The sequence below is a fragment of the Micromonospora sp. RTBAU3-60 genome, assembly GCF_054963695.1.
In genome coordinates, this window is record NZ_JBUEGB010000018.1 from 123,463 (window position 1) to 146,624 (window position 23,162).

Genomic DNA, 23,162 nt, shown 5'->3' on the forward strand with positions numbered 1-23,162 from the left:
CGTGACCACGGCGGGTTACGGCGACACCACGGTGGTCAGCGGCGGCGCCGGGGAGCTGGTGCTGATGTGGGTCGGGTTCCCGCTGCTCGGGGCCGGGCTGGGCGCGGCGCTCACGGCCGCGTCCGGCTGGCTGGCCGGCCTGCCCTGGTTCCCGTTCCAGGGCTGGTTCGCGCTGCTGGCCCGACTGCCCGACGAGCGCGCGTACCCGGGCGGGGCGGCGGTGCTGGCGCTGGTCGGGCTGGTCGTCGCGTACCTCGGCACCCGGGAGCGGCTGACCGTGACGGTGGGCCGGACCGGGGTGCGGCTGCACCGCGACGGCCACGGCCGGGACGTCGCCCGGGCCGAGGTCGCGGGGGTCTTCGTGGACGGGCAGGCGCTGGTGCTGCTCGACGCCGACGGCGGGGAACTGGCCCGGGAGAGGTCGGACCTGGACCAGGGGAAGCTGCGTGCCGCGTTCGTCGGGCAGGGCTGGCCGTGGCTCGACCAGGACCCGCACCGGGCGGCGTACCGGCGCTGGGTGGCGGGGCTGCCGGGGCTGCCGGCCGGGGCGGACGCGCTGCTGCGGGCCCGGCAGCGGGCGGTCGAGGCGGACCGTGGCGGCGAGGCGCGGGAGCTGCGCGGAGAGCTGGCCCGGCTCGGGGTGGTGGTCCGCGACGACGGGAAGCGGCAGTACTGGCGGCTGGTCCCGGGCCAACCCGATCGGGACGGCGACCGCCGGTAGCGCGGGCCGGTGGGCAGGTCCGGTCGCCCCTGGGCCCAGTGGCCCGCCCGGCGCCGCGGCCGGCCGGTGACCGCCGTCGCAGGACGGCGACGGGCCCGCGCCGACGTGCGGCGCGGGCCCGAAGGGGTACGGAACTACTTGGCGTTGCCGGTGTTGGTCACCCGGAACGTGTAGTCCGCGTCCAGGTAGGTGAGGTCACCGGTGGGCAGGTTGGAGATCAGGACGGCGAAGTCGTCCTGGTTGCCGTTGGCGCACTTCGTCTGAAGGCCGCTGGCGGTGAACTGGTCGCCGGTGGTCCGGTAGACCCAGTTGCCCGCGCCGTCGGTGGTCTCCCCCGGCGAGGTGACGCCCGGCGTGAGGTCGCAGTGGCTGACCACCTGGACCGTCCAGTTGTTGTCCTGCACGCCGCTGGTGGAGAACCAGTTGCCCGGCGCCGAGGCGAGGTTCGCGTCGGCGCCGTTGACCCGGACGTCGTCGACGAACCAGCCGGTGTCCATGTACGCGGCGTCGGTGGAGTACCGGAAGCGCACATCCGTCGCGCCGGCCGGCAGGTCGGCGGTCAGGTGCAGGTACTGCGGGTCGTCGACGAAGTACCGGCCGCCAGAGGTGCCGGTGAGGCCGTTGCCCTCCTCGTTGTTGCCGTGCGGGTCGTCGTTGGTGGTGACGACCTGGCCGGCGTCGTTGCGCACCGGCACGGTCACCCAGTTGCCGTTGACGAGGGCCTCGACGAAGCCGTAGTCCCAGCCCTCCTCGATGAAGTACCAGCTCCAGAAGTCCAGCGAGGTCACGCCGCCGGTGGTGTCGACGTCGAGGATGTTGTCGTTCTGGCTCTCGTACCCGGCGTACCAGTGGGTCGTGCCGGTGTGCGGCGGGATCACCGTCTCGTCGTCGCCGTCGAAGGCCAGCGCCACGGTCGGGCCGGGGTTGCGGAACCGCTCGACCGACATACCGAACGGCACGGCGGTGGTGTCCTGGCGGTTCTTCAGCCGCGCCCACTTGGCCTCGGGAGTGGCGCCCTGGTAGTGGCCCCGGCCGCCCCAGAAGACGTCGTCGGCGATGTCGATGGTCCAGGTGGTGTCCGCCGGGTCGCCGAAGTTGAACGCCTTGATGTCGTAGATCGGCGACTTCTCGTCGTCCAGGTAGACCGCCACCGACCAGTCCCGGAACAGGTCGGCCGCGCTGCGCAGGTGCGCGCCGGTCGCCGCGTTGAAGTCGTCGATGGCGTTCTGCACGCCGGCCATGCCGTCGGCCTGCTCCTCGAAGATCTTCTTGATGAGCAGGTCACCGGCCTTGCCGTCGTACTGCTTGTCCGGGGTGTAGGTGCCGTCGCCGTTGCCGCCGGCCTGCTCCCACAGGTACTGGAAGTAGGTGAACGAGGCGCCGTAGTTGGCCAGGGTGCTGCCCCACCGGGTCAGCGAGGTCTCCTCGTAGAAGACCTGCTGGTTGCTCAGGTGCGAGCCACCGGCGTCCAGGCCGTTGAGGAAGATGGCGAAGTCGGCCAGGCCCTCGTCGACCCAGGACAGCTCGCCCGGGTCGCTGTAGTTGTGCAGCAGGTGCTGCAGCTCGTGGGAGACCGTGCCCTCGTACAGCTCGGGGCGGTCGTTGGCCGGGTTGTTGTCGCGCCACGGCGAGTCGTTCGGGCCGACGCGGTTGGCCCAGTCCAGGGCGTCGACCACGATGACGTTCATGCCGTTGCTGTCGATGAAGTCCGGCGCGAAGTAGCCGGCCGTGTACGACGTCTGCGCGCAGTCGTAGTACGCGTCGTCCTGGATGTTGTAGAGCACCATGACCAGCGAGTCGCTGGCCGCCTCGTCCGGGTCGGCCGCGTCCATCGGGCCGAAGTGCTCCTCGTCCACGGCGACGATCTGGTTGGCGAGCTTGTCGCCGACGTAGTTGATCTGCGCCTGGGTGAGGGTGAACTGCGCGGCCGTGGCGGTGGCACACGGCTTGAACCCGTCGCCCGGGTTGTGGTCGAACTGCGGGTCGAGGCTGGCCACGCCGACCGGCGCGGTGCCGTCGAGCGGGGTGCCCTTCGGGACATAGATGTAGACCGGGGTGCCGTCCGGCGTGGTGTTGGCGTACACCCGGGTGAAGTCCTGGTTGTAGGTGCCGCCCGCCGCGCTGTCGTTGATGGGCAGCGTGATGGTCGGCTCGCCGGGAAGGTTCAAGTGGTCGTTGGCCTGGGCCGGGGCCGAGACCGTGAAGGCGAGCGCCGTGGCGCCCGCCACCGCGGCCGCGATCCGGCTCGGTCGTCTCATTTGCACGCGGATGCCTCCTGCCGATGAGGCGGTGATCAGCTCCGGCCACCGCCGTCGGTAACCCGTTGTCCCCTGGGCATGCTGCGCGAAGCAGCAGCTGAACAGGGGAATGTTGGCTTCAGGCAACCACTTGCGACAGTGGGTTGCGAAGCGGCGGCAGGTCACAAACGCGGCACGAACGGTCGTCACATTCCGCCGTACGGATGATTGCCGCAGACCGTCCTGCGCTCGATGGCCTGGTCGGCCCAGGAGCCGGCCGATGTCGAGCGCCACCGCGACCCGGGCTGCCGGCACCGCCCGGAGCGGGCCGAGGGCGGCGGCACCGCCCGGAGCGGGCCGAGGGCGGCGGCGAAAACAGGCCCCGCGATCGCGTGATGTGCGGCTGGCCCAGTCCGCCCGACGATCAGCGGCATGACCACGATCCGGACGCAGCGGTTCAGCACCGGGGGCCCGGCCCCCGCCCGGCCCCGGGTCGCGCCCCTGCTGGGGCCGGGTTTCGTCGCCGCCATCGCCTACATCGACCCGGGCAACGTGGCGACGAACCTGACCGCCGGGGCCACCTCCGGTTATCTGCTGGTCTGGGTGGTGGTGGCAGCGAGCCTGGTGGCGGTGCTGGTGCAGTTCCAGGCGGCCAAGCTCGGCGCGGCGACCGGAAAGAGCCTGCCGCAGCTGAGCCGGGAACGGTTCCCGCGCTGGGCGAGCCGCGCCCTGTGGGTGCAGGCCGAGGTGGTCGTCCTCGCCACCGACGTGGCCGAGTTCGTCGGGGCGGCCATCGGCATGCGGCTGCTGTTCGGCATGCCGGTCGGCCTCGCGGCGGTGGTGACCGGCGTCCTCTCCCTGCTGATGCTGGAGCTGCGGCGGCGTGGCCGCACCCGCCGCCTTGAGCTGGTCAGCGCGGCCGCGCTGGTGACGGTCGGGGCCGGCTTCCTCTACAACCTGTTCGTAGTGGGCCATCAGTCGGCCACCGCCGCACTGCACGGCCTGACCCCCCGCCTGGACGGCACCGAGTCGGTGGTGCTGGCGATGGGCATCGTCGGCGCGACCGTGATGCCGCACGCCGTCTACCTGCACTCCGCGATCGTCCGCACCGGCGGCCGAACCGCCGAGGCGGCACGACGCTCGCCAGCCCTCATCCGGCGCGCCCTCCGGATCGACTGCCTCGCGGCGCTCGGGCTGGCCACCGTCGTGAACGTCTCGATGATCGCCCTCGGCGCCGGCCTGCACGAGGCGAGCGGAGGCGGGTGGAACGGTGACATCGTCGCCGCCCACAGCGAGCTGCTGACCCGGGTGGGCGGGGCGGCCGCGCTGCTGTTCAGCATCGCCCTGCTCGCCTCGGGTCTCTCGTCCAGCGGGGTCGGCACCCTCGCCGGTGACGTGGTGATGGACGGCTTCCTGGCCCGCCGCATCCCGGTACGGGTACGCCGCCTGGTCACCATCGCGCCCGCCGTGCTCGCCCTGCTGCTCGGGGCGCCGCTGACCGGACTGCTGATCGTCAGCCAGGTGGTGCTCTCCCTCGGCGTACCGGTCGCGCTCCTCCTCCTCGTCTGGTTCTGCCGGGACCGGGGCCTGATGGGGTCGCTGGTCAACGCCCCGCTGACCACCCGCGTGGCCGCCACCGCCGGGGCCGCGGTGGCCGCCGTCGGCTGCGCGCTCCCGCTGCTGCTGCTCGCCTGACCACTGCCCGGAGGACCGATGACCACCCGGAACCCGCTCGCCGCCCGGCCCGTCGCCGGACCCGGACCGGCCGCGCCGCTGACCGCCCTGCGGCTCAAGCTCGGGGTGCTGCTCCTGCTGTCGGCCGCCGGGCTGGGCGCCGGAGTCTCGCCGTGGGCGGCGGCCGCCGTCGCGCTCACCTGCCTCGGCATCCCCGTCGCGGTGGCGCTACGGGACGGGCCGGCCGCCGCCCGCGCCCTACTCTGGCCGCCGACGCCCCGACACGTCCCGCCCGAATCGACCGATCGAAGGAGTTGACCAGCATGGCACAGGACACCGCACCACAGCCGGTACGCGGGGGTGACGGCGGGCCGGACACGGGCCCGCGCAACGTGATGCTCGACCGGCAGAACCCCGATCTGCTCGTCCCGCCGCCGACCGACCACGGCAGCGTACCCAACCTGCGCTTCTCCTTCTCCAACGCGCACATCCGGATCGAGCAGGGCGGCTGGACCCGCGAGGTCACCCAGCGGGAACTGCCGATCGCCACCGAGCTCGCCGGCGTCGACATGGCGCTCGAACCCGGGGCGTACCGGGAGCTGCACTGGCACAAGCAGGCCGAGTGGGCGTACGTGATCAGTGGCAGCTGCCGGATCGGCGCGGTCGACCACGAGGGCCGCAACTTCCTGGAGGACGTGCAGCAGGGCGACCTGTGGTTCTTCCCGAGGGGGGTGCCGCACCACATCCAGGCGCTCGCCGACGGGGTGGAGTTCCTCCTGGTCTTCGACGATGGAGGGTTCTCGGAGAACGACACCTTCCTGATGAGTGACTTCTTCGCGCACGTGCCGAAGAGCGTGGTGGCCAAGAACTTCGGCTGGTCGGTCGACCAGTTGGACGCCCTGCCCGAGCGGGAGAAGTACATCTTCCAGGGCGAGGTTCCCCCACCCCTGGCCGAGGACCGGGTGGTGAGCCCGGCCGGCGACGTACCGCGCACCTTCAAGCACCGGCTGCGCGCCCAGGCGCCGCACCGCTTTCCCGGCGGCTCGGTCCGGATCGTGGACACCACCAACTTCGCGGCGGCGACCGACATCTGCGCCGCCCTGGTGGAGATCGATCCGGGTGGCCTCCGTGAGCTGCACTGGCACCCCACGGACGACGAGTGGCAGTACTACCTCTCCGGGCAGGGCCGGATGGGCGTGTTCGCCAGTTCCGGAGTGGCCCGGACGTTCGACTTCCGGGCCGGCGACGTGGGGTATGTGCCGTTCGCCTACGGGCACTACATCGAGAACCTCGGCGACGAGCCACTGGTGCTCCTGGAGATGTTCCGCAAGCCCCGCTTCCAGGACATCTCCCTCGCCCAGTGGATGGCCAACACGCCCGCCCAGGTCATCTCGGACACCATCAACCTGCCCCGCGAGATGATCGAGGCGCTGCCGAGGGAGAAGCGCCCGGTGGTCCGTTGAGCCGCGCCGGGGTGGCCGCGGGCCGGTCCGCCCCCGCCGCGGGCCGCTCCCGGCCGTCCCACAGCCGGGCCAGTTGCAGCCGGCTGCGGATGCCGAGCTTGGCGTAGATGGCGCGCAGGTGGGTGTCGACGGTGTGGAACGACAGATACAACCGGCCGGCCACCTGCTGCTTGGTGGCCCCGGCCGCCAGCAGTTCGGCGATTCCGGCCTCCCGGGCGGTCAGCGCGGCCAGCCCGTGCCCGGGAGGCCCGGGGGCGGGCCGGCGGCGGGTCCGGTCGAGTCGGCCCAGCCACCGCTCGGCGTGCGCCTGGTCGCCGACCGCGCCGGTGCGGCCGTACAGCGCGGCCGCCTCCTGGCCGGCGGTGCGCGCCTCCACCAAGCGGACCCGGGGTGAGCGGGCGAGGTCGAGCAGGGCGTCCGCCAGCGCCGGCCGGGCGCCGGTGGTCCGCAACGCCCGCACCGCGGCCCGCAGCGCCTCGGGGTCGCGGCGGACCAGGGCGTCCGCGTGACCGGCAAGGCCGCGCCAGAGCGGTACCGGGGTTCGATCGGCCACCTGCGTGAGGTGGCCGGCGGCCGTCCGCGCCCGCGGCAGGTCGCCGAGCAGCAGCAGGGCCCGGACCAGACGGGGACCGTGCTGGGCGGCCAGCAGCACCGGCCGGGCCGACCGGGCCAGGTCTTCGGCGGCGGCGCGGATCAGCGCGGGGTGGCGCAGCGGATCGGGGTCGGCGGCGGCGGCGCAGCGCAGCGGCGCGTACGGCACGTTGTCGGGCCAGGGCAGATCCCGGTGCGCGTGGTCGATCAGCGCTCGGGCGGCCTCCGGGCGGCCGAGGCGGTACGCGACCTCGGCGCGGACCGCGAGCAGCGTGGCCCGGGCCTCGTCGGTGAGCGGGCCGGCCGGTCGGTCCAGCGCGAGCCGGGCCTGGGCGTCGGCCTCCGGGAGTTCCCCGACGCCGAGCAACCGCAGGCAGGACAGCGCCGCCAGGGCCGGCCGGGCCGCCGCGGGGAGGTCGGCGTACGCCGCGTCCAGCGCGGTCGCCGCGTCCTCGTACGCGCCGAGCGCGAGCTGGACGGTGATCCGCTCGGTCCGCACCGCCGCGGCTTCCCCGCGTACCGCAGGCCGGCTCGGGTCGACGGTGGCGAGCAGGTCCCGGGCGGTGTGGACGGCACCGAGGGAGACCGCCCGGGCGGCCCGGGCGAGGACGAGGCGTACGCCCGCCGGGGGCGACGGGTGGGCGGACTGCGCTCGGCCTGCCTCGCGGAGCAGACTGTCGGCGTCCGGATGGCCGACCAGGCACGCGATCGACGCTTCGGTGGCGAGCAGCCAGCCGCGGTGTTCCGTCCCGGCCGGGTGCCCGCTGCGGGCCCGACGGAGCTGGTCGAGGGCGACGGAGGGGCGGTGGGTCGCGTGTGCGGCCCCGAGCCGGCCGAGTAGCAGCGCCCGCTCCGTGCCGCCGGCCCGGTCGGCGGCGAGTTCGGCGGAGAGCAGGTCGAGCGCCTCGGTGGACCGTCCGGCGAGGACGAGCAGGTCGGATGCCGCGAGCAGCCACCTGGCCCGGGTCCGGGCGTCGGCCCGGGTCAGTGCGGCGAGCAGCAGGTCCGCCCCGGTCGACGGGTCGACCGGGGTGGCGGCGGCGAGCTGGTCGACCAGTTCGGGGTCGGCTTCACCGGTCGCCCGCGCGGTCGACAGCAGGTGGTCGGCGGCGCGGGACGGGTCGGTGTCGGCGAGCAGCCGCGCGGCCTGCCGATGCAGGTCGCCGAGGAGGGATCGGGGCAGCGCGCTCAGCAGCCGGTCGCGTGCCGCCGTCTCGACGGTCAGCCCGTCCCCGTCGTCGGTGAGCACGCCGCGGGCGGTGAGGGTCACCACCGCGTCGGCGACCTCCGGGGCGGGCAGCCCGGTCATCCGCTGGACGTACCCCAGCCGGCACGGTCCCGACGCGACCGCGACGGCCCTGGCCACCGACCGTTCCGCGGCGGTCGACGGTGGATCGTCGTGGTGCGGGTCGACCGCACCCGGGGGTTCAGGCACGGCACCGAATCAACCACGGCTGCCGGGGCGGGGCGGGCGTTCTAGGTGAAAGCCGCTCGGAACGGTGACGCCGGAGCGCCAGGCAGGTGTCACGGAGTTCCGGCCGGCCCGCTACCGTTCCGGATCGGGGAGGTGCCGTGTACGTCGTATCGGTGATCAACTACAAGGGCGGGGTGGGCAAGACCACCATGACCGCCAACCTCGGGGCCGAGCTGGCCAACCGGGGGATGAAGGTGCTGCTGATCGATCTCGATCCGCAGGCCAGCCTGACGTTCAGCTTCTACGAGCCGGACGACTGGCGGGACCGGCTGCGCGACGAGCGCACGGTCAAGCGCTGGTACGACGGTCTGCGCGGGGACACTCCGGCGGTGACCCTCGGGGAGCTGGTGGTCTCCCCCGGCCCGGCGAACGCCCAGCTGAAGGGTGCCGGGCGGCTCGACCTGATCGCCTCGCACCTCCAGCTCGTCGACATCGACCTGGCGCTGGCCCGGGGCGTGGCCGACGGCGACGAGTACGACGCCGAGCTGTTCCGGGTCCGCGGCTCGCTCGACCAGGGCCTGCACGACCCGGCGCTGGACCCGTACGACCTGGTGCTCATCGACTGCCCGCCGAACTTCAACGTGGTCACCCAGTCGGCCATCATCGCCAGCGACCACCTGCTCATCCCGGCGAAGGCCGACTACCTGTCCACCCTGGGCATCGACTACCTGCACGGCAACGTCCGCGAGCTGGTCGACCGGTACAACGCGGACTCCCGGCGGTTCGCGAAGATCCGCCGCCACCACAAGGTGGCCCCGGGCATCGCCGGGGTCGTGTTCACGATGATCCAGTTGATGGCGCAGCAGCCGATCGCCGCGCACCAGGGCTACATGGACCAGGTACGCGCGCTGGGCGTGCCGGTGTTCCCCACCGCGCTGCGGGAGAACGTGACCCTGTTCGCCGCGAACACGCCACGCGGGGTGCCGGTGGTGCTGCGGGACCGGATCACCGCGCCGGTCCGCGAGGAGCTGCGGCAGATCACCACCGAGTTCCTCGCCCACCTTCAGCCGGAGTCGACGCCGAAGCCCGCCGTACCCGTCACCAGCGGCGAACCCGTCACGACCGCGGCGGCCGGGGCGGACGCGTGACCGAGCCGACGCGGGCGGTGCTGGCCCGGGTGGCCGAGTTCCTGGGCGGTCTCTCCGCCGCCGACGTGGCCGCCCTGGTCGAGGGACGCGCCCGGCTCGCGCTGCTCCCGACCACCGCCGCCGACCCCGCGCCGCCCGCACCCGGCGTTGCCCCGACGCTGGGGAATGCGGGCAGCGCAACGGCAGCCGTCGGACGGACGGCACCGCCGGGCGGCGTGCCGGGCGCGAGCAGCCAGGACGTGGAGCGGGCCCACGCCGCGCTCGCCGCCATGTCCCGTCGGGACGACGGTACGGCGTATCTGGCGTCCTGGACGGCCCGGGAGCTGCGGGCGCTGGCCGCCCGGGTGGGGCTGCGCGGGGTGGCGGGGCTGCGCAAGAGTGAGCTGGTCGAGCGGATCGTCGAGCGCACCATCGGCTTCCGGCTCAACTCCACCGCCATCCGCCAGCGCTGAAGCGGCGCCGTCGCGGCGCAGCGGCTGGGAGGAGTACGTCCGCCACCTCCCTGCTGAGCCAGCCGGCCACAGTGAGTCGGCCTACGCTGGGCGGGAGCGATGTCGAGGCGAGGAGGTCGGGATGGCCGAGGGCAGCACCCGCTACGCCGCCCTGCTCCGGGGCGTCAACGTCGGCACCACCCGGATCGCCATGGCGGACCTGCGCCGACTGGTCGCCGACCTCGGGCACGAGGACGTGAAGACCTACCTGCAGAGTGGCAACGCGGTGTTCACGAGCGCGGAGACCGACACGCGGAAGCTGGCGCAGGGGATCGAGCGGGCGATCGCCGACGAGCTGGGGCTGACCGTGCCGGTGCTGGTCCGCAGCGGCGCCGACCTGGCGGCGGTGGCGGCGGCCAGCCCGTACGCCGGCCGGCAGGACGACCCGACCCGGGTGCTGGTGGCGTTCCTGTCGGCCGCGCCGGCGAAGGCCAAGGTCGCGGCGCTGGCCGTGCCGGCGGGCGAGAACCTTGAGTACGCCGTGGCCGGTAGGGAGGTCCACCTGCACTTCCCCGACCGCGGGTACGGCCGGACGAAGTTCACCAATGCGTACCTGGAGAAGAAGCTGGGCGTGGTGGCGACCACCCGCAACTGGAAGTCGGTGCTGGCCCTGCGCGACCTGGCCGGCGGCTGAGCGGCGGGGCCGGTGCCCGGCCCCGCCGCGGCCGGCGTCAGAAGTGGTACGCGGTGTGGTATTCGGGCAGCAGTACGCGGCTGCGCGGCGACACCTTGCGCACCTCGGCGATCAGGTCGTCGAGGCGCTTGCGGTCGCTCTCCGCCACCGCCGGCGGGTTGGTGAGCGTGGTCTCGAAGTTGTCCCAGTGCACCGGCACCACGACCTTCGGGTAGTCCAGGGCCGCCATCAACCGGGGCACGTAGTCGGCGGTCGAGGTGGTGGCGGCGGAGGCCACCATCGCCACGTCGGGGGCCAACCCGGCCAGGTTGCGCTCGTTGAGATCGCTCGCCCCCATGAAGAACACCGCCGGGCCGCCGGCGATCCGGATCTGGTACGCCAGGGTGTCTCCCTCCGGCAGGTCGGCGATGGTCTCCGGCTTCGGTGGCGGGCTGAGGCGGACGCCGGGGAAGGCCATCGACCATGATGCGTTGCGGCTGTGCAGGGAGCTGACCACCTCGACCGTGTAGTCGCCGAAGTCGAGCACCTCGCCGCCCTTGACCGGGGCGAGCTTCCCGGACGGCAGCCCGTACGCCAGCCCCAGGTGGTACGCGGTCAGCGTGCCGAAGACCCGGGCACCGGTCCGGCCGGCGATGTACGGCACGTCGTTGAAGTGGTCCCAGTGGGTATGCGTGACGAAGATGTTCTCCGCCCGGTCCACCAGCGGGTCGATGACCTCGGTCTTCACCTCCAACGGGGTGTCCTGCTTGAACCCCCCGGTGAACAGGCCGGTGTCGTAGCGGCTCAGGTACGGGTCGACCAGCACGGTCCGGTCGCCGATGTCGATCCGCCAGCCGGACGTACCCCACCAGCGGAAGCTGACCGCGCGGGAGCGGCGGGCAGCGGTGGCGGTGACCAGCGCGGCGGCCGGCGGGGCGGCCTGGGCCGGTGCGGCGAGCGCGCCGGCGCCGAGGCCGGCGGTGGAGACGGCGGCGGCGCCGACCGCGGCGCCGCGCAGGAACCGGCGGCGGTCGTACGAGTGGTTGTCGAGCATGGTCCTCCCCCGTGGCGGGTGGTTGATCGGTAGGCCCACCTCACCACCGGCACGATCGCCACGTCCAAGATCCATGAGCGGCACGGTCGATATGCATCCGCATATCACCGCAGCTCAGCGGGGCTGCGCCGCGGCCGGGGCGGTGCCGGAATTCAGCGCAGCGCCTCGACGGCCACCCGGGCCGCCTCGCCCATCGCCAGGTCCACGTCGATGCTCCGGGTGCTCAGCCGTTCGGTGCGGGCGAAGACGGCCACGGCGTACCGGCCGCCGTCGGGATACTCGGCGACGCCGGCCTCCAGGTGCAGGCCGGGCAGGGTGCCGGTCTTCCCGGCCACCCGCACGCCGGGCGGGAAACCGGCGGCGAGCCGGGTCCAGAAGAGCTGCCGGCCCATCAGCTCCCGGACCAGCGCGCAGGCGGCCGGCGGGCCGGCCTCGTCGCGCCAGATCAGGCGGAGCAGCCGGGTGATGTCCCGGGCGGTGCTGGACGTGGTGTGCGCGGGGTCGAAGACCCGCATCGCCCGGACCCGCTCCGGCGGCAGGGTCGGGAAGATCCGGGCGAACTCCGCTTCGGTGCGGGCCCCCACGTCGGCGAGCATGGTCTCGACCAGTTGCCGGGGTCCGCCGACGATTCGGGTACGCGGCAGGTCCAGCTCGGCGGCGAGCATCGGCAGCACGTCGGGACCGACGCGGCGCAGCAGCAGGTCGGCGGCGGTGTTGTCACTGACCGACATGGCGAAGTAGGCGAGGTCGCGCAGCGACACCTCGACGTCGTCGGCGCAGCCGGCCACCCCCCAGCCGCCGAGCCGGTCCTCGGCCCGGGCCAGCACCCGCTCGACCGGGTCGAGCTGCCCGGCGACGACCTGCCGGGCGAACTCCAACACCAGCAGGATCTTGAAGACCGAGGCGATCACCACCTGCTCGTCCGCCCGGACGGCGACCTCCCGCGCCGGATCGTCGACCACGGTCACGTGCAGGCACCCGCTGACGCCGGCCCGGCCGAAGACTTCCGCGATCCGCTCCCCCACAGCCACCTCGTCACGCTAACCAGCGGCGGCCGGGGGCGGGCGGAGGGTGCGGGGATGGATCTGCTGCGACACCTGCGGCACTTCGTGGTGGTGGCCCGGGAGCTGCACTTCGGGCGGTCGGCCGAGGTGCTGGGGATGGCGCAGCCGCCATTGAGCCAGTCGATCCAGCGTCTCGAACGGGAGCTGGGGGTTGCCCTGTTCGACCGGTCGCAGCGGCAGGTGCAGCTCACCACCGCCGGTCAGCTCCTGCTCGGCGAGGCCGACGACCTGCTCGCCGGGGAGCAGCGGCTGCGCAACCTCATGGGCCAGGTACGCCGGGGGGCGCTCGGCGTGCTGCGGGCGGGCGTACCGCCGGAAACCCCGGCGGTGACGCTGCGGGCGCTGCTCGACGGGCTCGCCGCCCGGGCGCCCGGGCTCGATGTCGACCTGCACGAGCTGACCAGCGCCGAGCAGCAACGCATGCTGGCGGAGGGGCGGCTCGACGTCGGCCTGCTGCACCACCCGGTGCAGGAGAACGGACTGCGGTTCGGCCCGGCGGTCGACGTACCGGTCGGGGTGCTGCTGCCGCGGGCCTCGCCGCTGGCCCGGGCACGGCGGGTCGACCTGGCCGAGCTGGCCGGGCTGGACCTGATCACCGCGCCGCGGGCCACCGCGCCCGGCTGGCACGACCATGTCCTGGCGGTGTGCCGGCAGGGCGGTTTCGCGCCCGGCCGGGTCCGGCACGCCCGCAACCCGGAGTTCCTGTTCGGTCTGGTGCTGGCCGGCGGGGCGGTGGCCGTCGAGCCGGAGGCCGTGGCGCGGCGGGAGCCACGCATCGCCTGGCGGCCGATCAGCGGCGCGCCGCTGGTGAAGCGCACCTCGGCGGCCTGGCCGGACCGGGCACCGCATCCCGCCGCGCCGATGTTCGGGCAGCTCGCGGCCGAGGTGCTGGCGGTCCCCGAACCACCGCCGGGGCCGGCGGCCGTCGCGCCCGCCGCCCGCCCGTGGCCGGTGCTCTTCGAGGCGGGCCAGCATCCGGTTGTCCCGGATCACCCCGCCGGCGCGGTGCGGAACTGATCGGATGGGGTACGACAACGCGCTGGCACGACGCACCCCGGACGATGGGAGACGAGCTTTCATGGCCGCGAACGGCGTTCCGAACATCGCACTCAACGACGGCAACACGATCCCGCAGCTCGGCTTCGGGGTCTTCCAGATCCCGCCGAAGGAGACCGCGCAGGCCGTCGTCAAGGCCCTCGAGATCGGCTACCGGCACGTCGACGCCGCCGAGATGTACGGCAACGAGGCAGAGGTCGGGCAGGCGGTGCGCACCTCCGGGCTGGATCGCGGCGAGGTCTTCGTCACCAGCAAGCTCAACAACGGTTTCCACCGCCCGGACGACGCCCTCAGGGCGTTCGAGTCGACGTTGCAGGAGCTGAAGTTCGACTACCTCGACCTGTTCCTGATCCACTGGCCGCTCCCCACCCGCTATGACGGGGACTTCGTCTCCACCTGGAAGACGCTGGAGGAGCTCCGGCGCGACGGCCGGGTGCGGTCGATCGGCGTGTCGAACTTCCAGGTGTCGCACCTGGAGCGGCTGGCCGCCGAGGCGGAGGTGATGCCGGCGGTCAACCAAATCGAGGCGCACCCGTACTTCGGCAACGAGGAGGTGCGCGCGTACGGCCAGGCGCACAACATCATCACCGAGGCGTGGTCCCCGATCGCCCAGGGCAAGGTGCTGGACGACCCGACAATCATCGACATCGCCGAGGAGATGGGCCGCTCCCCGGCACAGGTGGTGCTGCGCTGGCACATCCAGCGCGGCGACGTAGTCTTCCCGAAGTCGACCACCCCGAAGCGGATCGAGGAGAACTTCCGGATCTTCGACTTCGAGCTGGACGGCGCCACGATGGACCGGATCACCTGCCTGGACCAGGGCGAGGCAGGCCGGCAGGGGCCGAACCCGGACACCTTCGACTACGTGCCCAGCTGACCGGCACCGTCGGAGCGGACGCGCTCGCCGACCCGGCGGAAGGCCGCCTGGGTCGGTGAGCCCGGCTCGGGGACGTAGACGATGAGCCGCTGGTCGGTCTCCGGCACGTGCAGCACCCGGCACTCGAACTCCAGCGGGCCCAGCTCCGGGTGGGCCACCCGTTTGACGGTGGGCCGGCGCTCCCCCACCTCGTGCTCGGCCCAGAGCGCGGCGAACCGCGGCGACACCCCGAGCAGCTCGGTGACCAGCCCGGCGATCGCCGGATCGGTCGGATAGCGGCCGTAGGCGGCCCGCAGGTCAGCCAGCGTGGTGCGGGCGAAGCGCAGCGCCTCCGGATCGCTCCAGTGCGACTGCGGGACCTCCCGGCCGAACATCCAGCGGATCATGTTGCGTTCGTCGGCGGGCACCGCCGACAGCTCGCCGACGAACCAGGTGGCCAGCCGGTTCCACGCCAGCACCCCGTACGCGGCGTCGACCAGGTAGGCCGGCGTCTCCGTCATCGCGTCCAGCAAGTGTCGCAGCCCCGGCGGCACCTCCCGGCTGGGCCCGGTCGGTTCCGGCGGGCTCTCCCCGGCGATCCGGAACAGGTACGCCCGCTCGTCCCGGCTGAGCAGCAGCGCCCGGGCCAGCGCGGCGAGCACCTGCCGGGACGGGTGCGGTCCCCGGCCCTGTTCCAGCCGGATGTAGTAGTCGATCGACATGCCGGCGAGCTGGGCGACCTCCTGCCGGCGCAGCCCCGGCGTGCGGCGGCGTACCCCCTCGGGGAGACCGACCTCGGCGGGGCGCAACCGGGCGCGGCGGGTGCGCAGGAAGTCGGCCAGTTCGTCGCGGCGCAGGCTCGTCACGCCCTCCAGCCTGCCGCAACCCGGGCCGCCCAGGGTGGTACCGCCGGTACCAGCCTCGGCGGGCCTCTCCCGGCCGCCGGGTCGCGGCGGCAGTCTCGCTGCCATGACGACGACGATCGCCCTGGTGACCGGGGCCAACAAGGGAATCGGGCTGGCCACCGCCCGGCAGTTCGGCGCGCGCGGGTGGACCGTGCTGGTCGGCGCGCGGGACGCCGCGCGGGGCCGCGAGGCGGAACGCGCGCTGCGCGCCGAGGGCGCGGACGCCCGGTTCGTGCCGCTGGACGTCACCGACGAGGCGTCGGTCGCCGCCGCGGCCGAACTGGTCGAGCGGGAGTACGGCCACCTGGACGTGCTGGTCAACAACGCCGGCATCATCCGCGCCGACGGGTCGGCGCTGCCCAGCGAGACCACGCTGGCCACGCTGCGCGAGGTGTACGAGACGAACGTGTTCGGGGTGGTGGCGGTGACCAACGCCTTCCTGCCGCTGCTGCACAAGGCCCCGGCCGCGCGGATCGTGAACGTCTCCAGCGAGGTCGGCTCGATCGGGGTGATGACCGACCCGCAGGGCGCCCTGTTCGAGCTGACGTCGGTGCCGTACCCCTCGTCGAAGGCGGCGCTCAACATGATCACCGCGATGTACGCCAAGGAGCTGCGGGACACCCCGATCAAGGTGAACGCGGCCAACCCCGGCTACTGCGCCACCGACCTCAACCACCATTCCGGGTTCCGCACGCCGGAGCAGGGTGCGGAGGTGAGCGTGCAGCTGGCGACGCTGCCGGCGGACGGGCCGAGTGGGCTGCTGTGGGGCTTCCAGATGGACGCCGGGGGCGGCTACGGCGTGCTGCCGTGGTGAGGGCCTGCCCGGCTGCCGCCGTGGCGCGGGGTTGACTTCGAGTCCGCTCGAAGGGCGAGGGTGGTCGGCGACCGCGCTCATCCCACCGGAGGGATCCATGAGATACCGCACGATCGGCACCGATCCGGCGACCCGCCGCGAGGTCAGCGTGCTCAGCCTCGGCGCGATGCTGTTCGGCACCGCCACCGACGAGGCCACCTCGTACGCCATCCTCGACCGGTACATCGAGGCCGGCGGCAGCTCCGTCGACACCTCGGACCACCACAAGACAAGCCGCAGGGCACCGCCTTCAGGGGCGGGGTGTAGCGGCTTTCCGATTTCGAGCGGCGAGGCCGCGATTAGGCTTCCTGGAGTTGTCCTGGCTAGTCGGAGCGGTCCTGCTGTTCGATGTACTGGTGCAGCACGGACAGCGGCGCGCCGCCGACGGAGCCGGCGAAGTAGGAGCCAGCCCACAGTCGGGCGCCGCGCCAGTAGTAGCGGCGGATGTCTGGAAAGTCGCGGCGTAGGTAACGCGAGGAGACGCCCTTGAGGGAGTTGACCAGCTTGGAAAGTGCCACCTTGGGTGGGAAGTTGACCAGCAGGTGGACGTGGTTGTCTCCGCCGTTGAACTCGACCAGCTCGCACTCGAACTGTTCGCACACGTCCCGCATCACCTTTTCGAGGTAGCGCAGGTGCTCGTCGGTGAAGACCCGCGCCCGGTACTTCGTGACGAAAACCAAATGGGTGTGGAGCAGGAAAATGCAGTGTCTGCCGGTGCGAACCGGGCCATCGGCGGCCATGCAACCAAGTGTAGGATGCGGGGTGTGAAAGCGGACACCGGCCGGCGCTACCGGCTGTACCCCAACGACGAACAGGCCGAGCGCCTGACCGCGTGGGGGCACACGTGCCGCTGGCTGTACAACACCGCCTTGGAGCAGCGCCAGTTCGCCTGGCAGCAGCGCAAGACCACCCTCGGGGTCGCCGCCCAGTGCGCCTCTCTGACCGAGACGCGCACGGAACTCGACTGGGTCGCCGACCTGCCGGCGCAGTCCGGTCAGCAGGTGCTGCGCCAACTCGACCAGGCATACCGCAACTGGTGGAACCCGCAGCACCCGGCCGGGGCACCGACACGCAAGCGCAGGTCGGCGTGGTTGTCGGTCCCGTTCCCCGGTCAGGCGATCGCGGTGCGGCGCGTCAACCGCCGGTGGGGCGCTGTCAGCCTCCCGAAGGTCGGCGAGGTTCGGTTCCGTTGGTCCCGTTCCCTGGGCGGCACGGTCCGCAACGCCGTGGTGTCCTTCGACGGTGTCGCCTGGCACGTCGGGTTCGGCATCCACGCTGGCATCACCACGCCCGAGGCGCATGCCCGGCCCGGCACTGTCGTGGGTATCGACCGCGGAGCCAAGGTCGTCTTGGCGATGTCCGACGGTCGCATGTGGCACCGCGTCTTCACCTCACCCGGTCAGGAGCGCGACCTGGCCCGGCTCAAGTCGAAAGCCGGCCGGCAGGAAACCGCCCGCCGCAAACGCGGCGCGAAAACCTCCACCCGTGCCCGTAAGGTCCGTGCGGAGATCGCCCGGACCGAGGTGAATGTCCGCAACCGGCGCCGCGACTTCTTGACGTGGGCGGCGAACCGGCTCTGCGCCCAGCACGCGACCATCAAGATCGAACGCCTCAACACCAAGGCCATGACCGCCACCGCCAAGGGCACCGCCACCGAGCCTGGCATCAACGTGCGCCAGAAGGCCGGACTGAACCGGGCGATCCTCGACAAGGGCTGGGGCATGTTCGAGACAGCCCTGGCCAACCAGGCACGCACCACCGGCACTCGAATCGTGAGGGTGCCAGCCGCGTTCACCTCCCAGCGGTGCAGCCGCTGCGGGAACACGCACCGGAACAACCGCGAAAGCCAAGCGGTATTCCGGTGCGGGTCCTGCGGACACCAGGCCAACGCCGACGTGAACGCCGCGATCAACATCAGGGACGCCGCCGAGGCGGCGCCCCCACACACCGGGCGGGCAGTCCGGGACAGGGATCGAGAGATGCCCTGTCGACCACCCACCCAGCACCGGCGACGTACGGCGCTGGATGCGGGAGTCTCCCACCGCTAGGCGGGAGAGGATGTCAAGCGTTCTGGCAGAACGGCCCAGGGCGGGGAGAGCGAGGAGTTGCTCGGCCGCTGGCGGCGTAGGCGCGGCGTCGGCGCCGAGGTAGTGATCGCCACCAAGCGCGGCGCGCGGCCCCTTGCCCCGAGTATCAGCTAGGTCGACCTCGGGCGAGTTGAGCTGCCGCAGCAGGTCGAGGTCGTCCTCGCGCCACGGCTGGATGCGCACGTCGGCCATGCCGCCCCCCATGTCTCCGGCGCTCATTGAAGCAAGCCGCCACCGACGCTCCGGGCCTCCTCGGCGGCTCCGCCAGATCCGATCTGGCGGCTGCCGGCCGGCGTCTCGCGCCTGAGGAGGTGAGGACCGAGGGAGCCGGGGAGGCAGCATGGCGCCGCTACAGCTGGCCGTGATCATCGGCAGCACCCGCGAGGGGCGGATGGGCGATCGGATCGGTCGCTGGTTCGTCGAGCAGGCACGGCAGCGCGGCGACCTGGCGGTGACCGTGGTCGACCTCGCCACGTACGACTTCCCCGCCAGCTATCCCGCCGAGCCCACCGCCACCATGCGGTCGTTCGCGGAGCAGGTGAGTAGGGCGGAGGCCTTCGTCGTGGTCACCCCGGAGTACAACCACAGCTTCCCGGCCTCGTTGAAACAGGCGATCGACTACGCGTACGACGAGTGGCAGGCCAAGCCGGTCGGCTTCGTGTCGTACGGCTGCCGTTCGGTCGGCCTGCACGCGGTCGACCAGCTCCGGACGGTCTTCACCGCCCTGCACGCCGTGACGGTGCGCGACTTCGTCGGTGTCGACCTGCTCGGTGGCGAGCTGACGCCGCAGCTCACGGACCAACTGCGCCAGGACACTCGGGTGCTCCTCGACGAGCTCTGCTGGTGGGGGCTGGCGCTGCGGGAGGGCCGGGCGGCGCGCCCGTACGTCTCCTGAATTCGAAGGAAGGTAGTGATCATGAGTAACCGGAACACCGGTCTGGCCGTCGAGGCCGACGGGCTGGTCCGATCGTTCGGCGCGACCCGCGCCCTCGACGGCCTGGACCTCCAGGTCCCGGCTGGCACCGTCTACGGGCTGCTCGGCCCGAACGGGGCCGGCAAGACCACGGCGGTGCGGGTGCTGGCGACGCTGCTGCGCCCCGACGGCGGGCGGGCACGGGTCTTCGGCCACGACGTGGTGACCGCGGCCGACGCGGTACGCGCCCGGGTCAGCCTGACCGGCCAGTACGCCTCGCTGGACGAGGACCTGACCGGGATGGAGAACCTGGTGCTGCTGGGCCGCCTGCTCGGGCTGGGCAAGCCGGCCGCTCGGGCGCGGGCGGAGAGCCTGCTGGCCGCGTTCGGCCTGACCGAGGCGGCGGGCCGGCAGGTGAAGAAGTACTCGGGCGGGATGCGGCGGCGGATCGACATCGCGGCGAGCATCCTCAACACCCCGGACCTGCTTTTCCTGGACGAGCCGACGACGGGGCTGGACCCGCGCAGCCGCAACCAGGTGTGGGAGATCGTCCGGGCGGTGGTGGCCCACGGCACGACCGTGCTGCTGACCACGCAGTACCTGGACGAGGCCGACCAGCTCGCCGGCCGCATCGCGGTGATCGACCACGGCAAGGTGATCGCCGAGGGCACCCCGGGCGAGCTGAAGTCGTCGGTCGGCTCCGGCACCGTGCACGTGCGGCTGCGGGATGCGGGCCAGCGGCCGGAGGCGGAGAAGGTGCTCCAGGTGGCGCTGGGCGTGCCGGTGCAGCTCGAAGCGGATCCGGTCGCGTTGACGGCCCGGGTCGGGGAGGAGGGCAGCGACCTCGAGGCCGGCGAGCAGGCGGCTCGGGCGCTCGGGGAGCTGGCCCGGGCCGGCATCGTCGTCGACGACTTCTCCCTCGGCCAGCCGAGCCTGGACGAGGTGTTCCTGGCCCTCACCGACCACCCCGCCGTCGCGGCCGACGAGCGGGACGACCAGCTGGAGGCGGCCCGATGAGTGACACCGCGACCACGACCGGGCGGGCCCCGTCCGTCTACGTGCCGTCGGCCGAGGCGTTGGCGACGGTCCTCGCGCCGGGTGCCCGTCCGCCACGGCCGGGTGCGCTGTCGGCGTCGCTCACCTTCGGCTGGCGGGCGCTGTTGAAGATCAAGCACGTGCCGGAGCAGCTGTTCGACGTGACCGCGTTCCCGATCATCATGGTGCTGATGTTCACGTACCTGTTCGGCGGCGCCCTCGCCGGCAGCCCGCGCGACTACCTGCAGTTCTTCCTGCCGGGCATCATGGTGACCAGCGTCGTGATGATCACCATGTACACCGGGGTCGGGCTCAACAACGACATCGAGAAGGGTGTCTTCGACCGGATCCGGACCCTGCCGGTCTGGCGGCCGGCCGCGCTGGTCGGCATGATCTTCGGCGATGTGCTGCGCTACATCCTCGCCGCGGTGGTCATCCTCGGCGTCGGGCTGGCGCTCGGCTTCCGGCCCGGCGGCGGGCTGCTCGGCGTGCTGGCGGGCATCGGCCTGCTGGTGGTCTTCTCGTTCGCGTTCTCCTGGGTCTGGACGTTCTTCGGTCTGGTGCTGCGTAGCGAGAAGTCGGTGATGGGGGTCAGCATGATGGTGCTGTTCCCGCTGACCTTCCTGAGCAACGTCTTCGTCAACCCGAGCACCATGCCGGGCTGGCTGCAGGCGTTCGTCAAGGTCAACCCGATCACCCATCTGGTGGCTTCGGTCCGCGCGGCGATGGCCGGTTCGTCCGACGCGGCGAACACGCTGTGGCTGCTGTTGTGGAGCGTCGGGTTCGTGGTGGTCTTCGGCACGCTGACGATGTACCGCTACAACCGCCGCTGATTTCCTTGCTGACGACGGGCGTCCCGGCCGGGGCGCCCGTCGTCCGTCCTCTGGGGAGGCCGAGGTAGCCACCTTTTTGTGGGTACTTGGCGGCGGCCGACGGCGGGGCCAAGCTGGTCCTGAGCGGTCGGGGGGACCGCCAGTGTCGGAAGCGAGGCGGGGGTGGCGATGCTTCAGGACGCAGGTTGGGCGTTGGTGAGCATCGCCAGGCGGCGGTGGCCCCAATCGGACAGGGGTGCCAGCGCCTCGGCGAGGTCACGACCGAACGCGGTCAGGGAGCAGTGGCTAGTGGTTGCTTTCCTTTCTAGCTATGTCCACGATCGACTGTCGAGGACAGCGTGTATCGGATCGGCGAGTTCGCCAAGCGGGCGGACCGGTCGGTGGGCAGGGTGCGCCGGTGGGAGGCGGAGGCGCCCGATCACCGCGTGTCGTCTGCCGTCGGGTAAGCGGTATTTCGACGATTCGCATGTTGCTGTCCCCGGGCTTCGACGCCGATCGGCGGAAGGTCGTGGTTTATTTGCCGCATTTCGTCGCCGGGCCAAGAGTCGGACTTGGCCTCGCAGGTGGGGCGATGCAGCAATTCTGCCTCGCTCGCGGTCTGGCCGTGGACGAGTGGATCAACGAGGTCGGCGGCAGGATGAACCTGCGCCGTAAGAAGTTCCTGGCGTTGATGGAGGCGGTCGACCGGGGGGAGGTCGCCACGCTGGTGGTGGCGCACAAGGAAAGGCTGGCCCGGTTCGGCTTCGACTTCCTGGAACACGTGGGGGCACGTGGCGCCTGCGAAATCGTCGTCGCCAATCAGGAGTCACTGTCCCCACAGCAGGAACTGGTTGACGCCTTGCAGGCAATCGTGCGCACCTTCTCGGGCCGGTTGTACACTTTGCGCCGCTACGGGAAGGAACTCGAAGGGGCGGACCTGACCGTGGAGGGTGTTCGGTGAAGGTCACCCGCATCGCCTACTCGGCCCGCCTGAACCCGGGCAAGTACGCCGCCCTGGTAAAGCAGGCCCGCCGGTTGGGTCGGGTGCGTAGTGAGGTGTGGCAGCGATACGGGTCGGTCAACGGTGTCGGTTCCGGGCTGCGGGATCGTCAGGTGCGCGATCGGTGGCTGGCTGACGGCACGTACGCGTCGTTTGGTGTGTTGGCGAACGCGTGGAAGGAAACCGTCCGCGACGCGATGGCCGACATCGCCGCGAACCTCGAGGCGACCAAAGTCGACGTCCGGCGGGCAATCAGCCGACGCACCGACGATCCGGCCGAGCGCAAGCGAATGTTCACGGCGCTGAAGGCCGACCAGTGGGCTGAGGAGCCGTTCCTGGCGCGGCAGATGCGCCAGCACTGGAAACGCGGCCGCAACCGCACGCACGATCAGATCGTGGTACGCGCCGACAACTACAACACGATCGTCGACGGGCGCGGCCGGTTGTGGCTGGCGATTCCCGGTCTCGAGCCCCGCCGGATGGTCCGAATCCCGCTGTCCACGACCGTCGCGCCGACGGGGACGCTGCGGCTGATCCTGCGCGGTGGCCGGGTGGAGGTGCACTACCAGATCGACGCGGCGGGGATGCGGTCGTCGCAGCGGCCGTGCGGCGAGGCAACGGTCGGCGTCGACAAGGGCTACACCGAAGCCCTGACTGACTCCGACGGCGACCACCACGGCACCGGCCTCGGCGTCCTGCTTACCCGTGAGTCGGACCGGTTGAAGGAACGTAACCGGCGTCGGGCGAAGCTGCGCTCGATCGCCAACACCGCCGCCGCGCGTGGTGACCACGCGAAAGCCCACCGAATCAAGGCCAACAACCTCGGGACCGTGAAGCGGGACCGGCAGGCCGCCCGGCACCGGGCGCGGGTGCGCACGGAGGTCATCACCGCCGTGCACGAGGTCGTCGACAAAGCGAACACGGTGATCGCCGAGGACCTCACCAAACGCTTCACCGGGAGCAAGAAGCATCCTAAGGACATTAACCGGCGTCTCGCCGCGTGGACCAAAGGAGTCACCGCGGAGGCACTGAAAAGCGTGTCGGAGCGCAGAGGTTCTGCGCTCGTTCCCGTCAACGCCGCCTACACCTCACAAACCTGCCACCGCTGCGGCGCCTTCGGGCGACGCAGTGGGGACCGGTTTCACTGCACCCCGTGCGGGGTGGTGTGGCAGGCC

21 protein-coding genes and 1 pseudogene are annotated in these 23,162 nt (G+C 72.1%); 16 read left to right on the plus strand and 6 right to left on the minus strand.

Features of this window, described 5'->3' with window-relative positions; genetic code table 11:
- Position 1 precedes the first annotated feature (1 nt).
- A complete protein-coding gene (locus tag ACY34I_RS19765) occupies positions 2-721 on the plus strand; it encodes a YqeB family protein (RefSeq protein WP_462756452.1) in 720 nt (239 codons plus the stop codon).
- A 134-nt stretch (positions 722-855) separates the two neighbouring features.
- On the opposite strand, the gene ACY34I_RS19770 is transcribed toward ACY34I_RS19765, so the two are convergent.
- A complete protein-coding gene (locus ACY34I_RS19770; RefSeq protein ID WP_462756453.1) occupies positions 856-2,979 on the minus strand; it encodes a hypothetical protein in 2,124 nt (707 codons plus the stop codon).
- Positions 2,980-3,390: 411 nt separating this feature from the next.
- Here ACY34I_RS19770 and ACY34I_RS19775 point away from each other — a divergent pair, with 411 nt between their 5' ends.
- The 3 genes from ACY34I_RS19775 to ACY34I_RS19785 are packed head-to-tail and all read left to right on the plus strand — an operon-like array spanning position 3,391 to position 6,095.
- Positions 3,391-4,653, plus strand: coding sequence for an Nramp family divalent metal transporter (locus tag ACY34I_RS19775; protein ID WP_462756454.1), 1,263 nt, complete (start codon positions 3,391-3,393; stop codon positions 4,651-4,653).
- Between the two features lie 18 nt (positions 4,654-4,671).
- Positions 4,672-4,950, plus strand: coding sequence for a hypothetical protein (locus ACY34I_RS19780; protein WP_462756455.1), 279 nt, complete (start codon positions 4,672-4,674; stop codon positions 4,948-4,950).
- 5 nt (positions 4,951-4,955) lie between these two features.
- The gene (locus tag ACY34I_RS19785) at positions 4,956-6,095 is read left to right on the plus strand and encodes an oxalate decarboxylase family bicupin (protein ID WP_462756456.1); all 1,140 of its coding nucleotides are present in this window, start codon (positions 4,956-4,958) and stop codon (positions 6,093-6,095) included.
- On the opposite strand, the gene ACY34I_RS19790 is transcribed toward ACY34I_RS19785, so the two are convergent.
- Positions 6,034-8,121, minus strand: a complete 2,088-nt coding sequence (locus ACY34I_RS19790; RefSeq protein WP_462756457.1) for a LuxR C-terminal-related transcriptional regulator — start codon at positions 8,119-8,121, stop codon at positions 6,034-6,036. The genes ACY34I_RS19785 and ACY34I_RS19790 overlap by 62 nt on opposite strands.
- Before the next feature lie 137 nt (positions 8,122-8,258).
- Between ACY34I_RS19790 and ACY34I_RS19795 the strand changes: the two genes are divergently transcribed.
- From ACY34I_RS19795 to ACY34I_RS19805, 3 genes are all read left to right on the plus strand, one after another.
- Entirely contained in the window at positions 8,259-9,248 is a 990-nt protein-coding gene (locus ACY34I_RS19795; RefSeq protein ID WP_462756458.1) for a ParA family protein, read from the plus strand.
- Positions 9,245-9,700 (plus strand): Rho termination factor N-terminal domain-containing protein, encoded by a 456-nt coding sequence (locus ACY34I_RS19800; RefSeq protein WP_462756459.1) that lies wholly within the window; start codon positions 9,245-9,247, stop codon positions 9,698-9,700. Before ACY34I_RS19795 ends, ACY34I_RS19800 begins: the two co-directional genes overlap by 4 nt.
- A gap of 121 nt (positions 9,701-9,821) precedes the next feature.
- The gene (locus ACY34I_RS19805) at positions 9,822-10,373 is read left to right on the plus strand and encodes a DUF1697 domain-containing protein (RefSeq protein WP_462756460.1); all 552 of its coding nucleotides are present in this window, start codon (positions 9,822-9,824) and stop codon (positions 10,371-10,373) included.
- A gap of 37 nt (positions 10,374-10,410) precedes the next feature.
- Here ACY34I_RS19805 and ACY34I_RS19810 read toward each other — a convergent pair whose 3' ends face one another.
- Positions 10,411-11,406, minus strand: coding sequence for an MBL fold metallo-hydrolase (locus ACY34I_RS19810; RefSeq protein WP_462756461.1), 996 nt, complete (start codon positions 11,404-11,406; stop codon positions 10,411-10,413).
- 152 nt (positions 11,407-11,558) lie between these two features.
- Positions 11,559-12,437 carry a serine hydrolase gene (locus ACY34I_RS19815; protein ID WP_462756462.1) on the minus strand — a complete coding sequence of 293 codons (879 nt, stop codon included), beginning with the start codon at positions 12,435-12,437 and terminating at the stop codon, positions 11,559-11,561.
- A gap of 48 nt (positions 12,438-12,485) precedes the next feature.
- Between ACY34I_RS19815 and ACY34I_RS19820 the strand changes: the two genes are divergently transcribed.
- Together ACY34I_RS19820 and ACY34I_RS19825 are read left to right on the plus strand one after the other, a co-directional pair.
- Complete coding sequence (locus ACY34I_RS19820) at positions 12,486-13,487, plus strand: LysR family transcriptional regulator (protein ID WP_462756463.1); 1,002 nt, start codon at positions 12,486-12,488, stop codon at positions 13,485-13,487.
- A gap of 61 nt (positions 13,488-13,548) precedes the next feature.
- Positions 13,549-14,403: an aldo/keto reductase gene (locus tag ACY34I_RS19825; RefSeq protein ID WP_462756464.1), complete on the plus strand. Its 855-nt coding sequence runs from the start codon at positions 13,549-13,551 to the stop codon at positions 14,401-14,403.
- Here the strand turns inward: ACY34I_RS19825 and ACY34I_RS19830 are convergent.
- On the minus strand, positions 14,388-15,248 hold the full coding sequence (locus ACY34I_RS19830) for a helix-turn-helix transcriptional regulator (RefSeq protein WP_462756465.1): 861 nt from the start codon (positions 15,246-15,248) through the stop codon (positions 14,388-14,390). The genes ACY34I_RS19825 and ACY34I_RS19830 overlap by 16 nt on opposite strands.
- Positions 15,249-15,351: 103 nt before the next feature.
- Between ACY34I_RS19830 and ACY34I_RS19835 the strand changes: the two genes are divergently transcribed.
- On the plus strand, positions 15,352-16,101 hold the full coding sequence (locus ACY34I_RS19835) for an SDR family oxidoreductase (RefSeq protein ID WP_148803607.1): 750 nt from the start codon (positions 15,352-15,354) through the stop codon (positions 16,099-16,101).
- Between the two features lie 362 nt (positions 16,102-16,463).
- Here ACY34I_RS19835 and tnpA read toward each other — a convergent pair whose 3' ends face one another.
- Positions 16,464-16,880, minus strand: coding sequence for an IS200/IS605 family transposase (gene tnpA, locus ACY34I_RS19840; protein WP_462756466.1), 417 nt, complete (start codon positions 16,878-16,880; stop codon positions 16,464-16,466).
- Between tnpA and ACY34I_RS19845 the strand changes: the two genes are divergently transcribed.
- From ACY34I_RS19845 to ACY34I_RS19870, 6 genes and pseudogenes are all read left to right on the plus strand, one after another.
- Positions 16,821-18,188 (plus strand): RNA-guided endonuclease InsQ/TnpB family protein, encoded by a 1,368-nt coding sequence (locus tag ACY34I_RS19845; RefSeq protein WP_462756467.1) that lies wholly within the window; start codon positions 16,821-16,823, stop codon positions 18,186-18,188. The genes tnpA and ACY34I_RS19845 overlap by 60 nt on opposite strands.
- Before the next feature lie 379 nt (positions 18,189-18,567).
- Complete coding sequence (locus tag ACY34I_RS19850) at positions 18,568-19,122, plus strand: NADPH-dependent FMN reductase (RefSeq protein ID WP_462756468.1); 555 nt, start codon at positions 18,568-18,570, stop codon at positions 19,120-19,122.
- 21 nt (positions 19,123-19,143) lie between these two features.
- Positions 19,144-20,157, plus strand: coding sequence for an ATP-binding cassette domain-containing protein (locus tag ACY34I_RS19855; protein WP_148803595.1), 1,014 nt, complete (start codon positions 19,144-19,146; stop codon positions 20,155-20,157).
- Positions 20,154-21,008, plus strand: a complete 855-nt coding sequence (locus ACY34I_RS19860; protein ID WP_462756469.1) for an ABC transporter permease — start codon at positions 20,154-20,156, stop codon at positions 21,006-21,008. The genes ACY34I_RS19855 and ACY34I_RS19860 overlap by 4 nt, the downstream gene beginning before the upstream one ends.
- Before the next feature lie 338 nt (positions 21,009-21,346).
- Positions 21,347-21,948: pseudogene (locus ACY34I_RS19865) on the plus strand (IS607 family transposase).
- A partial coding sequence (locus ACY34I_RS19870) for a zinc ribbon domain-containing protein (RefSeq protein WP_462756470.1) occupies positions 21,945-23,162 on the plus strand: 1,218 nt, incomplete at its 3' end. The pseudogene ACY34I_RS19865 and the gene ACY34I_RS19870, both read left to right, overlap by 4 nt.

Coding starts and splice junctions, on each gene's coding strand:
- tnpA (WP_462756466.1), bottom strand. CDS start 16,880: ATGGCCGCCGATGGCCCGGTTCGCACCGGCAGACACTGCATTTTCCTG.
- ACY34I_RS19855 (WP_148803595.1), top strand. CDS start 19,144: ATGAGTAACCGGAACACCGGTCTGGCCGTCGAGGCCGACGGGCTGGTC.
- ACY34I_RS19780 (WP_462756455.1), top strand. CDS start 4,672: ATGACCACCCGGAACCCGCTCGCCGCCCGGCCCGTCGCCGGACCCGGA.
- ACY34I_RS19810 (WP_462756461.1), bottom strand. CDS start 11,406: ATGCTCGACAACCACTCGTACGACCGCCGCCGGTTCCTGCGCGGCGCC.
- ACY34I_RS19775 (WP_462756454.1), top strand. CDS start 3,391: ATGACCACGATCCGGACGCAGCGGTTCAGCACCGGGGGCCCGGCCCCC.
- ACY34I_RS19805 (WP_462756460.1), top strand. CDS start 9,822: ATGGCCGAGGGCAGCACCCGCTACGCCGCCCTGCTCCGGGGCGTCAAC.
- ACY34I_RS19860 (WP_462756469.1), top strand. CDS start 20,154: ATGAGTGACACCGCGACCACGACCGGGCGGGCCCCGTCCGTCTACGTG.
- ACY34I_RS19825 (WP_462756464.1), top strand. CDS start 13,549: ATGGCCGCGAACGGCGTTCCGAACATCGCACTCAACGACGGCAACACG.
- ACY34I_RS19835 (WP_148803607.1), top strand. CDS start 15,352: ATGACGACGACGATCGCCCTGGTGACCGGGGCCAACAAGGGAATCGGG.
- ACY34I_RS19770 (WP_462756453.1), bottom strand. CDS start 2,979: ATGAGACGACCGAGCCGGATCGCGGCCGCGGTGGCGGGCGCCACGGCG.
- ACY34I_RS19785 (WP_462756456.1), top strand. CDS start 4,956: ATGGCACAGGACACCGCACCACAGCCGGTACGCGGGGGTGACGGCGGG.
- ACY34I_RS19820 (WP_462756463.1), top strand. CDS start 12,486: ATGGATCTGCTGCGACACCTGCGGCACTTCGTGGTGGTGGCCCGGGAG.
- ACY34I_RS19845 (WP_462756467.1), top strand. CDS start 16,821: ATGGGTGTGGAGCAGGAAAATGCAGTGTCTGCCGGTGCGAACCGGGCC.
- ACY34I_RS19850 (WP_462756468.1), top strand. CDS start 18,568: ATGGCGCCGCTACAGCTGGCCGTGATCATCGGCAGCACCCGCGAGGGG.